The organism is Klebsiella sp. BIGb0399 (assembly GCF_003752615.1).
Lineage (GTDB): Bacteria > Pseudomonadota > Gammaproteobacteria > Enterobacterales > Enterobacteriaceae > Klebsiella > Klebsiella lignicola.
Window position 1 is genome coordinate 1 of sequence record NZ_RKHT01000008.1, and the last position, 13,617, is coordinate 13,617.

At 55.4% G+C, this 13,617-nt stretch carries 11 protein-coding genes; 4 read left to right on the forward strand and 7 right to left on the reverse strand.

All coding sequences use genetic code 11. The features are described 5' to 3' along the window. Nucleotides 1-427 precede the first annotated feature (427 nt). Together EDF82_RS18310 and mdtD are read left to right on the forward strand one after the other, a co-directional pair. A complete protein-coding gene (locus EDF82_RS18310) occupies nucleotides 428-1,129 on the forward strand; it encodes a FadR/GntR family transcriptional regulator (protein ID WP_123756951.1) in 702 nt (233 codons plus the stop codon). 12 nt (nucleotides 1,130-1,141) lie between these two features. Next, nucleotides 1,142-2,539 carry a multidrug transporter subunit MdtD gene (gene mdtD, locus EDF82_RS18315; RefSeq protein WP_123756952.1) on the forward strand — a complete coding sequence of 466 codons (1,398 nt, stop codon included), beginning with the start codon at nucleotides 1,142-1,144 and terminating at the stop codon, nucleotides 2,537-2,539. Here mdtD and rbsR read toward each other — a convergent pair. The 7 genes from rbsR to kup all read right to left on the reverse strand — a co-directional run bounded on the left by rbsR (nucleotide 2,536) and on the right by kup (nucleotide 10,442). Beyond that, entirely contained in the window at nucleotides 2,536-3,519 is a 984-nt protein-coding gene (gene rbsR, locus EDF82_RS18320) for a ribose operon transcriptional repressor RbsR (RefSeq protein ID WP_199733709.1), read from the reverse strand. The genes mdtD and rbsR overlap by 4 nt on opposite strands. Before the next feature lie 12 nt (nucleotides 3,520-3,531). Further along, a complete protein-coding gene (gene rbsK / locus EDF82_RS18325) occupies nucleotides 3,532-4,461 on the reverse strand; it encodes a ribokinase (protein ID WP_123756954.1) in 930 nt (309 codons plus the stop codon). Between the two features lie 102 nt (nucleotides 4,462-4,563). Next, nucleotides 4,564-5,454: a ribose ABC transporter substrate-binding protein RbsB gene (rbsB, locus tag EDF82_RS18330; RefSeq protein ID WP_123756955.1), complete on the reverse strand. Its 891-nt coding sequence runs from the start codon at nucleotides 5,452-5,454 to the stop codon at nucleotides 4,564-4,566. 27 nt (nucleotides 5,455-5,481) lie between these two features. Further along, nucleotides 5,482-6,447, reverse strand: coding sequence for a ribose ABC transporter permease (rbsC, locus tag EDF82_RS18335; RefSeq protein WP_123756956.1), 966 nt, complete (start codon nucleotides 6,445-6,447; stop codon nucleotides 5,482-5,484). A 5-nt stretch (nucleotides 6,448-6,452) separates the two neighbouring features. Further along, on the reverse strand, nucleotides 6,453-7,958 hold the full coding sequence (rbsA, locus tag EDF82_RS18340; RefSeq protein ID WP_123756957.1) for a ribose ABC transporter ATP-binding protein RbsA: 1,506 nt from the start codon (nucleotides 7,956-7,958) through the stop codon (nucleotides 6,453-6,455). 10 nt (nucleotides 7,959-7,968) lie between these two features. Continuing rightward, nucleotides 7,969-8,388 carry a D-ribose pyranase gene (rbsD, locus tag EDF82_RS18345; protein ID WP_123756958.1) on the reverse strand — a complete coding sequence of 140 codons (420 nt, stop codon included), beginning with the start codon at nucleotides 8,386-8,388 and terminating at the stop codon, nucleotides 7,969-7,971. Between the two features lie 185 nt (nucleotides 8,389-8,573). Beyond that, nucleotides 8,574-10,442, reverse strand: a complete 1,869-nt coding sequence (gene kup, locus EDF82_RS18350) for a low affinity potassium transporter Kup (protein WP_123756959.1) — start codon at nucleotides 10,440-10,442, stop codon at nucleotides 8,574-8,576. A gap of 217 nt (nucleotides 10,443-10,659) precedes the next feature. On the opposite strand from kup, the gene ravA reads away from it, so the two are divergent. Next, complete coding sequence (ravA, locus tag EDF82_RS18355; protein ID WP_123756960.1) at nucleotides 10,660-12,159, forward strand: ATPase RavA; 1,500 nt, start codon at nucleotides 10,660-10,662, stop codon at nucleotides 12,157-12,159. After that, on the forward strand, nucleotides 12,156-13,604 hold the full coding sequence (gene viaA, locus EDF82_RS18360) for an ATPase RavA stimulator ViaA (protein WP_123756961.1): 1,449 nt from the start codon (nucleotides 12,156-12,158) through the stop codon (nucleotides 13,602-13,604). The genes ravA and viaA overlap by 4 nt, the downstream gene beginning before the upstream one ends. Nucleotides 13,605-13,617 lie beyond the last annotated feature (13 nt).

Genomic DNA, 13,617 nt, shown 5'->3' on the forward strand with positions numbered 1-13,617 from the left:
AGACTTGGTATTCATTTTTCGTCCGAGGACGTTAAGAATCCATGTCACTTTGAGTGCCCACACAGATTGTCTGATAAATTGTTAAAGAGCAGTGCAACGCGGCTTTCGCTCACCGTTGCGAGGTCCCGTATAATACGTTTTCCTCATTCAGAGTCAAGCATTTGTTTTCGCTTTTCTCTGTCAGAATTTCCGGAGAAACCCTGCTGACCCGGCGGCTTGCTTGCCGTTGTTCCGTGTCAGTGGAGGCGCATTATAGGGAGTTCTGAGACGTTGACAAGCTCTGTTTTAAAAAAACTTTTCAACCGTCTTTTTTTTCACCAAAACGCTGCGTAACGTGGCAAAAAACCAGCGTTTTGCTGTTTTAACCAACGAAAGCGGCCGTCAGATGGCATACTGATACAGTAAAAAAGAGAAAGGAACGGCATTTATGTCATTAAGCGCACAGCAACTGGCGGCACAAAAGAACATCTCCTGGGTATTAGCGGAGAAACTGGCTCAAAAAATCCTGACCGGTGAATACCCGCCAGAAAGTATCCTTCCCGGCGAAATGGATCTCGGCGAGCAGTTCGGCGTCAGCCGTACCGCGGTACGAGAAGCGGTCAAGACGCTCACCGCAAAAGGAATGCTGCTGCCACGCCCGCGCATCGGCACCCGCGTCATGCCACGCAGTAGCTGGAACTTTCTCGACAAAGAGCTGCTGTCATGGTGGCTAACGGAAGATAATTTTGAAGACGTGGTCTCCCATTTCCTTGTCATGCGCAGCAGCCTGGAGCCACAAGCCTGTTTTCTGGCGGCGACAACAGGCAGCCCGGAACAAAAGGCTCAACTCAATACCTTAATGGAAGAGATGGCGCAGTTGAAAAGACGTTTTCAGCGTGAACGCTGGATTGAAGTCGATATGGCCTGGCACGAACACATCTATGAGATGAGCGGGAATCCGTTTCTGATTTCCTTCGCCTCGCTGTTTCATTCGGTTTACCACACCTACTTTACTTCTATTACCCAGAATGAAGTGGTGAAGCTGGATCTCCACCAGGCTATCGTTGATGCCATTCAGGATAGCGACGGCCCGCGAGCGCTTAACGCCTGCCAGACGTTATTGAACGCACCACACCATTCAGGCAAATAACAAGGGTTTCGCATGACCGAAAAGAAAGGGCGTAGTATGGCCGGGCTGCCGTGGATTGCGGCAATGGCCTTTTTTATGCAGGCGCTTGATGCCACCATTCTGAACACCGCCCTTCCTGCCATCGCGCACAGTCTCAACCGTTCGCCGCTGGCCATGCAATCCGCCATCATCAGTTATACATTAACGGTCGCCATGCTTATCCCGGTCAGCGGATGGCTGGCTGACCGTTTCGGTACCCGCAAAGTCTTTATTATCGCCGTCGGCCTGTTTACGCTCGGTTCGCTGGCCTGCGCCCTTTCCAGCTCGTTGATGGAGCTGGTTATCTTTCGCGTTATTCAGGGGATCGGCGGCGCTATGATGATGCCGGTAGCGCGCCTGGCATTATTAAGAGCCTACCCGCGTAGCGAACTGCTGCCGGTACTGAACTTCGTCACCATGCCGGGACTGGTCGGCCCCATTCTTGGGCCAGTACTCGGTGGCGTGCTGGTGACCTGGGCCAGCTGGCACTGGATTTTCCTCATTAATATCCCTATCGGCATTATCGGCATCCTCTACGCGCGTAAATATATGCCGGATTTCACCACCCCACGCCGTCGCTTCGATACCACCGGCTTCCTGCTGTTTGGTTTAAGCCTGGTACTGTTCTCCAGCGGCATCGAACTGTTCGGCGAGAAAATTGTAGCGACCTGGATTGCGCTTTCCGTCATCGCCCTGAGCGTCATATTACTGCTGGCCTATATCCGCCACGCGCGCCGCCACCCAACGCCGCTGATCTCGCTGTCATTATTTAAGACTCGTACCTTCTCGGTGGGGATTGCCGGAAACCTGGCAACGCGTCTGGGGACCGGCTGCGTGCCGTTTCTGATGCCGCTGATGCTGCAGGTCGGTTTTGGCTATCCGGCGATTGTCGCCGGCTGCATGATAGCCCCCACCGCCATCGGTTCGATTATCGCGAAATCGACCGTGACGCAGATTCTGCGATGGCTTGGTTACCGAAAAACGCTGGTTGGCGTGACGCTGTTTATTGGTGTGATGATCGCCCAGTTCTCATTCCAGTCGCCGGGCATGCCGATCTGGATGCTACTCCTGCCGCTGTTTGTGCTGGGGATGGCGATGTCGACCCAGTTCACCTCGATGAATACCATCACGCTGGCTGACCTGACCGATGACAACGCCAGTGGCGGTAATAGCCTGCTGGCCGTCACCCAGCAGTTATCGATTAGTCTCGGGGTCGCGATTAGTGCTGCCGTGCTGCGTTTTTATGAAGGGTTTGAGAGCGCCAATACCATCGAGCAGTTCCACTACACCTTTATTACGATGGGGGTGATTACCGTGGTATCAGCGCTGACATTTATGCTGTTAAAAGCCAAAGATGGCCGCAACCTGATAAAGGAACGGCACCAGCGTTAGACCGAGCCGCGAATCACCAGCTCCGGGGTCAGCTGAACGCGCTGCTGTTTCTGCCCCGGATCGGCCATACGATGAATCAGCACGTCGATGGCCAGCTCACCCAGCTCATCTTTGGGTTGATGAATAGTAGTCAGCGGCGGCGTCATGTAGCGCGCCAGTTCGATATCATCATACCCCACCAGCGCCATATCCTGCGGAATGCGCAGCCCGGCCTGATAAAGCGATTGATACGCGCCCACCGCCATCGCATCGTTGCCGACAAACACCGCCTGCGGCCGCTCGGGCAATGCCAGTAGCGCTTGCATGGCGCTAAATCCGCCGCCAAATTCAAAATCGCTGGGAATGACATAGCCTTCAGCCACGGTAAGTCCGGCGCGGGCCATCGCCGCATGGTATCCCTCCAGTCGCAGGCGCGACGGCGTTTTATCCAGCGGCCCTGCTATACAGGCAACCCGGGTATAGCCTTTATCAATTAAGTACTGCGTCGCCATATCGCCACCCAGCAACGAGTTATCCTGGATCAGATCGCTGTCGCCATCGAACGGCGCCCAGTCCATCATCACCGTCGGTACTGATGGGTAGCGCTGCATTATTTCTGGCGAAGGTTGGTGTGTTTCAGTACACAGCAGCAATAAGCCATCGACACGCTTTTGCATCAGCGTCTCAAGATTGCGGTTCATGCGCTGCTCATCGCCTTCGGTATTACACAGCACCAGGCTATAGCCGCGTTCAAAACAGCTGCGCTCGACGCCGCGCACCAGCTCCGAATAGAACGGGTTGGTACTGGCGGTGATCAGCATGCCAATCGTCCGGGTCTGGTTGAGTTTGAGGCTGCGCGCCAGCGCAGACGGCGCGTAGTTAAGATGTTTTATCGCTGCATCGACTTTGGCCGTGATCGCTTCGCTGACGAAGCGGTCTTTATTAATGACGTGAGACACTGTTGAAGTGGAAACGCCCGCTTCGCGGGCTACATCCTTCATGGTAGCCAAGCGTTACCCCTGTTGACGTAAAAACTCGTCGATCTCTTTGCGCCATGGAACCGAAGGCTGCGCGCCTTTGCGGGTAACGGCAATGGCGGCGGCGGCGTGGGCAAAGCGGATCGCTTCATCCAGCGCGGTACCTTCCAGTAACGCCGTCACGACGGCGCCATTGAAGGTATCGCCTGCGGCAATGGTATCGATGGCCTGGACTTTAAAACCAGCAACCCGACGGCCTTCACCTTCACGGCTAACCCATACTCCGCGGCTGCCGAGGGTAATCATCACGATGCCGATGCCTTTTTCATGCAGCACATGGGCCGCTTTTGCCGCATCGTCATCGTTTTCAACGTGGATACCGGTCAGCTTTTCCGCTTCGGTTTCGTTGGGGGTAATGATATCCACCAGCGAAAGCAGCGCATCAGGCAGTTCACGCGCCGGTGCCGGGTTCAGTACCACGGTTGTTTGATGCTGATGAGCGATGGTTGCTGCCGCCAGGACGCTTTCCAGCGGAGATTCCAGCTGCATCAGCAGCGCCTGTGCGCCTGCAATCCGCTCTTTTTCTGCTTCCACCTGGGCCACAGAGAGGGCGGCATTCGCGCCGGCATGAATACCGATGACATTCTCACCTTCAGAATTAACAAAGATCAGCGCCACGCCGGTCGATTGGTCTTTTACCGCTCGCACTGGCGTCACATCGATGTTATCGCGCTCCAGCTGGCGCCGAACGCGCTCGCCGATATCGTCATCACCGGTACAGGCAATAAACGCAATATCCGCCCCGCTTCGCCCGGCAGCAACGGCCTGGTTGGCCCCTTTACCACCGAAAGCCACCTGATAGTGCTGGCCGGTGACGGTTTCACCCGGCGTCGGGAAAGATTCAAGGTTAAGAATGTGATCGGCATTGATGCTGCCAAGGACGACAAGTTTGCCTGAGGTTTTCATGATTTCTGTTCCCGGGAAAGCGCGCCACCGGACTCCGGTGGCGCATGCCCTGCTTTTCTTTTTTATGTTGTCCCTCGGACCGTTGCCGGTCCGAATCGCATATTACTGCTTAATGACCAGTTTCAGCTCAACCGGATAGCTGGCATCCACTTTCTCACCCTTCAGCACTTTATCAGCAGTCTCCACGCCTTTCACGCCGATCTGCTCTGGCAACTGGGCGATAGTCGCTGCCAGTTTGCCACTGTTTACTGCTTTTTCGCCATCCGGAGTGCCATCAAATCCAACCACCATCACATCGGATTTACCGGCAGTTTGCAATGCGCGCAGCGCACCGAGCGCCATTTCGTCGTTCTGAGCAAACACCGCTTTCACATCAGGATGCGCCGTCAGCAGGTTCTGCATGACGTTCAGGCCTTTGGTACGATCGAAGTCCGCCGGCTGGCTGGCCAGCACATTGAATTTGTGTGCTGCAACGGCCTGTTTAAAACCTTCACCACGTTCGCGTGCCGCAGACGTTCCGGCAATGCCTTGCAGTTCAATCACTTTCGCGCCTTCACCGGCTTTTTTGGCGATATAGTCGCCGGCCATTTTACCGCCCAGCACGTTATCGGAAGCAATATGGCTGACTACGTCGCCTTTTGCCGCCTGGCGGTCAAGGGTGATCACCGGGATTTTCGCCTGGTTAGCCATCTTCACCGCGTTGCCAACCGCATCAGAATCGGTCGGGTTGATCAGCAGCAGCTTCGCGCCACGCACCGTGAGGTCCTGGACGTTCGCCAGCTCTTTCGCCGGGTTGTTTTGTGAATCCAGCACCACCAGGTTGTAACCCAGTTTGTCTGCTTCTTTCTGCGCCCCGTCTTTCAGGGAGACGAAGAACGGGTTATTGAGGGTAGAGATTACCAGGGCGATGGTATCTTTCGCCATCGCATTAGCGCTGACGGTTGCACTGAGGGCTACAGCAGAGACCAGGGTCGCCAGTTTTTTCATATTCATAGTTAAGATGTCCTGTAGAGTTCTTAGTTACTGCTTTTTGTTGTCTACCAGCACCGCCAGCAAAATTACCACCGCTTTCACGATCATCTGGTAATAGGAAGAAACGCCTAACAAATTCAGTCCGTTGTTCAGGAAGCCAAGGATCAACGCACCGATCAGTGTCCCGACGATACGGCCTTTACCACCGGCGAGGCTGGTGCCGCCAAGCACGACGGCCGCAATCGCATCCAGTTCATAACCGGTACCCGCCGTCGGCTGCGCGGAAGACAGACGCGCCACTTCGATAATCCCCGCCAGGGATGCCAGCAGGCCGCACAACGAGTAGACGATAATTTTGACTTTATTGACGCTGATGCCGGACAAGCGGGTTGCCGCTTCGTTACCGCCCAGCGCGTAGATATAACGACCCAACCGCGTATGGTGCAGCATGTACCAGGCCGCAAGAAAAACGATCGCCATAATCCACACCGGCGTCGGGATGCCTAACGGGCGGCCGATACCAAACCAGCCAAACAGATCGGCATTATCGGTGAACCCGGTGTTAACCGGACTGCCGTTGGTGTAGACCATCGTCACCCCGCGCAGCAGCAGCATCATCACCAGGGTGGCAATAAAGGCCTGTACACGCCCTTTCGCCACGATGACGCCGGTAACCGCACCGATTGCCGCGCCTAACGCCAGCGCACCAGCAATCGCCACCAGCGCATTGACCTCCAGGCCCACAATCGACGCGGCAACCGCGCCGGTCAGCGCCAGCAGAGAACCGACGGACAGGTCGATCCCTGAGGTCAGAATGACCAGCGTCATCCCGACGGCCATAATGGCGTTGACCGACGTCTGTTGCAGGATATTGAACAGGTTATTGACGGTAAAAAAGTTGGGGCTCATGGTCGACACAATCGCTATCAGCACCAACAGAGCAATTAATGATTTTTGCTCCATCAGCCATGCTTTCGTGAAATAGCGGCGACCAGAAACAGCCTGGGTTGTCATCTTTTTTACTCCTGATTCACACGGTTAAGCTTGCCCACAGCGGCAGCCATCAATACTTCCTGGGTGGCCTGCTCGCGTGTAAATTCACCGCCGAGATGCCCTTCATGCATCACAATGATGCGATCGCTCATGCCTAACACTTCCGGCATCTCCGAGGAGACCAGAATGATGCTCAGACCATCGGCTTTAAACTGGTTGATCAGCTGGTAGATCTCTTTCTTCGCCCCGACGTCCACGCCACGGGTGGGCTCATCAAGGATCAGCACTTTTGGCCGCGTCATCAGCCCGCGGGCAATCGCCACTTTCTGCTGGTTACCGCCGGAAAGCAGGCCAATCGCCTGTTCCATTGACGGCGTTTTCACATTGAATAAGCGGATAAAGTCGCTCACCGCCTGCTGTTCATCGCCGTGTTTCAGGCGACCACCAGCATGGCTGAAATAGCGCAGCGCAGTTAAAGACATGTTTTCTTTCACCGACATACCGAGCACTAAACCATCGCGCTTACGGTCTTCGGAAATATAAACAATACCGTTTGCCAGGCCATCCTGAGGAGAGCGGGTCACGACTTCATGCCCGTCGAGGGTGACGCTACCGCTGTGCCGCGCCAGCGCGCCGTACAGTACTTTCATCAGCTCCGTTCGTCCGGCGCCCATCAGCCCGGCGACGCCGAGGATTTCGCCCTGACGCAGGGTGAAAGTGATATTTTCAACGCCCGGCCCGCACAGGTTGTCTACCTTGAGGCGAATCGCCCCCGGCGCTTTATCCAGATGCGGGTACTGATCTTCCAGCTTGCGGCCGACCATCATTTCGATCAGCAGATCTTCATTGAGGCTGGCGACTTCACGCTCGGCGATAAACTGCCCGTCGCGGAAGACCGTCACATCATCGCAAATCTCGAAGATCTCTTTCATGCGGTGGGAGATATAGACAATTCCGCGCCCTTGCGCTTTTAGCTCGCGAATGACGCGGAACAGGGATTCGGTTTCAGTATCAGTCAGGGCATCCGTCGGTTCATCCATAATGATGACCTTCGACTCGAAGCTCAGCACTTTGGCGATCTCAACCATCTGCTGATCGCCAATCGACAGATCGCCCACCAGCTTCTGGCTGTTAAAGCGTAAGTTCAGCTTCGCCAGCAGCTTGTCGGCTTCGGCATACATCGTTTTCCAGTCGATTTTGCCAAACCGGTTAACGAACTCGCGACCGAGGAAAATGTTTTCCGCGATCGTCAGTTGAGGAATCAGGTTCAGTTCCTGATGGATAATGCCGATTCCGGCTTCCTGGGAGGATTTCGGTCCGTTGAAGGTGACCTCTTTCCCCAGCCACAGTAGGGAGCCGGCATCGCGGGCATAGATACCGGTCAGCACCTTCATCATGGTGGATTTGCCAGCACCGTTTTCACCGACCAGCGCCATCACGCGGCCAGCATAGACATTCAGCGAGGCGCCGGAGAGCGCCTTCACGCCAGGGAACGCTTTATCGATCCCTTTTAATTGCAGTAAGGCTTCCATATCGGCGACCTCAGAACGTCACGCCGGCACAGAGAATAACGTTCGCATACGGGGAACACTCCCCGCTGCGAATCACCGCCTGACTTTCAGCGGTTTGTTTTTTGAACTGCTCATGACTGGTGTAACGAATATCAATGATATTTCCCTGGTGTTGCTGCAGCTGCTCGAGGTGAGTGAGCAACGTCGCATGGAGCTGCGGATTATGCGTTTTGATCTCTTCCGCCAGGATCGCCGCTTCAACCTGCATTTCCGCCGTGACCACCTCCAGAACCTGCATAAAGGAGGGAACGCCCTGAGTCAGCGCCATATCAATGCGCGTGCTGCTGTGAGGAACCGGTAAACCAGCATCACAGACCACCAGCGTATCGGTATGACCCAGGCGCGAGATAACCGAGGAAATATCAGCGTTAAGTACGGTGCCTTTTTTCATTTTTCTCTTTTGCTCCATTAGCGAAACGTTTCGCTGAGATAAGTATTGTCAATAAACGAGCGGAAAACCATCATCAGAGGAGAGAAATGTGATCGCCATCGAAACGTTTCGCGAACGCGGAGAAGAAATGTGAAGCGGGGCAAAAGGTCACAAAAAGCCCTTCACGAGGAAGGGCTTCAGTAACATCAGATTTCGACCTGGGTACCCAGTTCGATGACCCGGTTTGGCGGGATTTCGAACTGATCCGGCGCCCTCAGGGCATTGCGCTGCAGCAGGAGATACAATTTCCCGCGCAGGCGCAGGTACCACGGCCGCTTGCCGATAATCAGCGATTCATGCGACATAAAGAACGAGGTTTCCATCATCCGGCAGCTCAGGCCTTCCAGCCCGCAGCGGTGGAACACTTCTTCGACGTTCGGCGTTTCGCGCCAGCCGTAGCTGGCCACCACGCGCCAGAACGACGGCGAAATCTGCTCGATCTGGACCCGACGCACATTGTGTACATAAGGCGCATCTTCGGTCCGCAGCGTCAGAAGGATCACCCGCTCATGCAGCACCTTGTTGTGCTTGAGGTTATGCAGCAGGGCAAACGGAATCACGTTCAGCGCACGGGACATATACACCGCGGTGCCCGGCACGCGAACCGGCGGCGATTTCTCCAGGGAAGAGATCATCGCTTCCAGTGAGTTGCCGTGCTCGTGCATACGGCGCAGCAGACGGAAACGCTCGCTCTTCCAGGTGGTCATCACCGTGAACATCACCAGTCCCAGCGTCAACGGCAGCCAGCCACCGGAGACAATCTTATCGAGGTTGGCCGAGAACAGCGGCAGGTCAATGCACATAAAGCCGATAAGCAGCAACGCCACCACGAACTTATTCCAGTGCCAGTTTTTACGCGCAACGGTGGTGAAGAGGATGGTCGTCAGCACCATGGTCCCGGTCACCGCAATCCCGTACGCCGCCGCCAGATTGGAGGAGTGCTCAAAGCTGATGATGACGATAACCACCGAGACGTACAGCAGCCAGTTGATGAACGGGATATAAATCTGACCCGATTCCATTTCCGACGTATGGATGATGCGCATCGGCGACAGATAGCCCAGACGAACCGCCTGACGCGTCAGGGAGAAGACGCCCGAAATAACCGCCTGCGACGCGATGACCGTCGCCAGCGCGGCGAGGATCAGCATCGGGATCAGCGCCCATTCCGGCGCCAGCAGGAAGAAGGGGTTTTTAATCGCTTCCGGGTGCTTTAACAGCAGCGCGCCCTGACCGAAGTAGTTGAGCACCAGCGAGGGCAGCACCACGGAAAACCACGCCAGGCGAATCGGCAATTTGCCGAAGTGGCCCATGTCAGCATACAGCGCCTCGACACCGGTAATAGAAAGCACCACCGCTCCTAATGCCACGAAGGAGACGGTTTTATATTCCATGAAGAAATGGAAGGCCCAGTAAGGGTTAAGCGCCTGCAGTACTTCCGGGTTGGCCAGAATGCTTCTTGCGCCCAGCACTGCCAGCAGCAGGAACCAGATCAGCATAATCGGTGCAAACAGCTTCCCGACCATGCTGGTACCGTGCTTTTGAATAGCAAACAGCAGCGTCAGCACGATAATGGAGATGGGGACAATCCAGGTATCCAGATTCGGGGCAATAATCTCCAGACCTTCAATGGCCGACATCACCGAGATAGCCGGTGTGATGACCACCTCGCCATAGAAGAAGCTGCCGCCAATCAGGCCAAGGATCACCAGAACCGATGTCATTCGTGCGGACGTGTTACGTCCCGCCAACGACATCAGCGTCAGGATCCCCCCTTCGCCGGCGTTGTCAGCACGCATAACGAAGGTGATATATTTGAGTGATACGGTAAAGATTAACAGCCAGAAAATCAGCGACAGAAAGCCAAAAACGGCATCACGTTCAACGCCAAACCCAAACTGACCAGACAAACATTCTCGAAGTGTATACAGCGGGCTGGTACCGATATCACCATATACCACGCCGATGGCTGCCAGCGTAACGGCCGGCAGCGATTGCTTATTATCAGTGCTCATAGACTAGTCTTTTCGTTTATAAAACAAATGTGTGCCTAGTCCCTTGGCCCACAAAAAGCGCACAGTATGCACGATTATTTGTTGAATCGTACCCCTAACTGACATCATATTAATCTGACTCAAAGAAAATAAATCGATTCTTCAGGCTATTACCATACCCAATCAAACATCTATACTCGACTCAATAACGACACATGAAAAAGCACGCAACTCAATTATGGCTCAATCACATTTACTGGCAGAAAGAATTTCCCGGCTAAGTGCCTCGCTGGAAAAAGGTTTGTTCGAACGCAGCCACGCGATACGACTTTGCCTGCTTGCCGCGCTCAGTGGAGAAAGCGTTTTTTTACTTGGCCCGCCGGGCATCGCGAAAAGCCTGATCGCCCGCCGCCTCAAGTTCGCCTTCCAGCAAGCCCGCGCTTTTGAATACCTGATGACCCGCTTTTCCACCCCGGAAGAAGTTTTTGGCCCCCTCTCGATCCAGGCACTGAAAGATGAAGGACGCTACGAGCGTCTGACCACCGGCTACCTGCCGGAAGCTGAAATTGTGTTCCTCGATGAGATCTGGAAAGCCGGCCCGGCAATCCTCAACACCCTGCTGACGGCCATCAACGAACGTCACTTCCGCAATGGCGCTACGGAGGAAAAAATCCCCATGCGTCTGCTGGTGGCGGCATCAAACGAATTGCCGGAAGCGGACAGCAGTCTTGAAGCGCTCTACGATCGCATGCTCATCCGCTTGTGGCTGGATAAGGTTCAGGATAAGACAAATTTCCGTTCTATGCTGGTCAGCCAGCAGGATGAAAACAGTAACCCGGTACCCACCAGCCTGCAGATCAGCACTGAAGAGTTTACCCAGTGGCAGCAAGATATCAGCGGCGTGAAGCTGCCTGATAGCGTGTTTGAGCTGGTGTTCCAGCTGCGCCAGCAGTTGGATACGCTGTCTGATGCGCCTTATGTCTCCGACCGTCGCTGGAAAAAAGCCATTCGTCTGTTGCAGGCCAGCGCCTTCTTCAGCGGCCGGGACACCATTGCCCCTATCGACCTGATCTTGCTGAAAGATTGCCTGTGGCACGATATCAAAAGCATGAATCTGATGTCGCAGCAGCTGGAAGCCCTGATGACCAGCCACGCCTGGCAGCAGCAGGCCATGTTGACCAAACTGGGGGCGATTACCCAACGACGCATTCAAATCCAGCAGCAGCACAGCGACAAAACCGCGTTGAAGGTGACGCGTCTTGGCGGAATGTTCAGCCGTAAACCCCACTATGAGTTGCCTGCAGAGCTGCAGGAAGCCACCCTGACCTTACTGCTCCAGCAGCCGCTTAAACTGCACGATATCAACGTTATCCACATTACCTTCGTGCGCGAAGAGCTGTCGCACTGGCTGGAAAAAGGCGGTGAGATCCGTGGCAAGCTCAACGGCATTGGTTTCGCACAGCTGTTAACTATCGATGTCGATGCCAGCCAGCACCTGGTGGTACGCGACGTCAGCCTGCAGGGTTCCCGCCTCTCACTGCCCGGCAGCGAATCGCAGGAAAATATGCCGGCAGAAATCAGGCAGCAGCTGGAAGCGCTGGATGATGAGTGGCACCAGCAACATAACCGCTTCAGCGAACAGCAAAAATGCCTGTTCATTCCTGGTGACTGGCTTGGGCGTATCGAAGCCAGCCTGCAGGACGTCGGGGCGCAGATTAAGCAGGCACGTCAGCCATGACGCTGGATATGCTGAATGTCATGCTGGCAGTCAGCGAAGAGGGGATGATCGAAGAGATGCTGCTGGCGCTGCTGGCCTCCCCTCAGCTTGCCGTATTCTTCGAAAAATTCCCGCGCCTGAAAAACATTATTGCTGCCGATATCCCGCGCTGGCGGGAGTCGATCCGGGCCCGGCTCAAAGAGACCCATGTTCCGCCAGAGCTGGATGCGGAAGTACAAAGCTATCAACGCGCGCAGTTGCTCTCCACCTCGCAGTTCATCGTCCAGCTGCCGCAGATCCTTACCGGGCTGCGCAGCCAGCACTCGCCATTTGCCGCCCAGGCGCAACAGCTGGTGGATGACAACACCACCTTCACTCCCGCACTGCATACCCTCTTTTTACAGCGCTGGCGCCTGAGCCTGGTGGTCCAGGTGACCTCCCTCAACCAGCAGCTGCTGGACGAGGAGCGGGATCAGTTGCTCAGTGAAGTACAGGAACGCATGACCCTCAGCGGTCAGCTGGAACCGGTGCTGGTGGAAAACGATAACGCCGCCGGGCGGCTGTGGGATATGAGCGCCGGCGAACTGAAGCGCGGCGACTATCAGTTGATCATCCGTTACGGTGATTTTCTTAGCCAGCAGCCGGAATTAATGCAGCTGGCTGAACAGCTCGGTCGTTCACGAGAAGCAAAATCGGTCCCCAAAAAAGAGGCGCCGATGGAAGCCTTCCGTAGCCTGGTCCGCGAACCGGCCACGGTACCGGAACAGGTTGATGGCCTGCAGCAGAGTGACGATATTTTACGCCTGCTTCCGCCGGAGCTGGCGACGCTTGGGATCACCGAGCTGGAATTCGAGTTCTACCGCAAGCTGGTGGAAAAGCAGTTGCTGACCTATCGGCTGCACGGCGACGCCTGGCGGGAAAAAATCACCGAGAGGCCGGTCACCAGGCAGGATGTCGACGAACAGCCGCGCGGGCCGTTTATCGTCTGCGTCGATACCTCCGGTTCGATGGGCGGTTTCAACGAGCAGTGCGCCAAGGCCTTTTGCCTGGCCTTAATGCGGGTGGCGCTGGCGGATAATCGCCGCTGCTTTATTATGCTGTTCTCCAGCGAAGTGGTGCATTACGAACTGACCGGCCCCGAGGGGCTTGAGCAGGCGATCCGCTTCCTGAGCCAACGTTTTCGCGGCGGTACCGATCTAGCCAGCTGTTTCCGATCCATTATTGAGCGCATGCAAAATCCGCAGTGGGTGGATGCCGATGCGGTGGTAATTTCCGATTTTATTGCCCAGCGTCTGCCGGATGAGGTGATCAATCAGGTGGGGGAACTGCAGCGCAAACATCAGCATCGCTTTCACGCGGTGGCGATGTCGGTACATGGCAAACCCGGCATTATGCGCATCTTCGATCATATCTGGCGCTTTGATACCGGGTTGCGTAGCCGCCTGCTACGACGCTGGCGGCGTTAAAACCTGGCGACGC

Excerpts from the sequence above, each read along its gene's own strand:
- mdtD (WP_123756952.1), top strand. The coding sequence starts at position 1,142 with ATGACCGAAAAGAAAGGGCGTAGTATGGCCGGGCTGCCGTGGATTGCG.
- EDF82_RS18310 (WP_123756951.1), top strand. The coding sequence starts at position 428 with ATGTCATTAAGCGCACAGCAACTGGCGGCACAAAAGAACATCTCCTGG.
- viaA (WP_123756961.1), top strand. The coding sequence starts at position 12,156 with ATGACGCTGGATATGCTGAATGTCATGCTGGCAGTCAGCGAAGAGGGG.
- kup (WP_123756959.1), bottom strand. The coding sequence starts at position 10,442 with ATGAGCACTGATAATAAGCAATCGCTGCCGGCCGTTACGCTGGCAGCC.
- rbsD (WP_123756958.1), bottom strand. The coding sequence starts at position 8,388 with ATGAAAAAAGGCACCGTACTTAACGCTGATATTTCCTCGGTTATCTCG.
- rbsB (WP_123756955.1), bottom strand. The coding sequence starts at position 5,454 with ATGAATATGAAAAAACTGGCGACCCTGGTCTCTGCTGTAGCCCTCAGT.
- rbsA (WP_123756957.1), bottom strand. The coding sequence starts at position 7,958 with ATGGAAGCCTTACTGCAATTAAAAGGGATCGATAAAGCGTTCCCTGGC.
- rbsC (WP_123756956.1), bottom strand. The coding sequence starts at position 6,447 with ATGACAACCCAGGCTGTTTCTGGTCGCCGCTATTTCACGAAAGCATGG.
- ravA (WP_123756960.1), top strand. The coding sequence starts at position 10,660 with ATGGCTCAATCACATTTACTGGCAGAAAGAATTTCCCGGCTAAGTGCC.
- rbsR (WP_199733709.1), bottom strand. The coding sequence starts at position 3,519 with ATGAAGGATGTAGCCCGCGAAGCGGGCGTTTCCACTTCAACAGTGTCT.
- rbsK (WP_123756954.1), bottom strand. The coding sequence starts at position 4,461 with ATGAAAACCTCAGGCAAACTTGTCGTCCTTGGCAGCATCAATGCCGAT.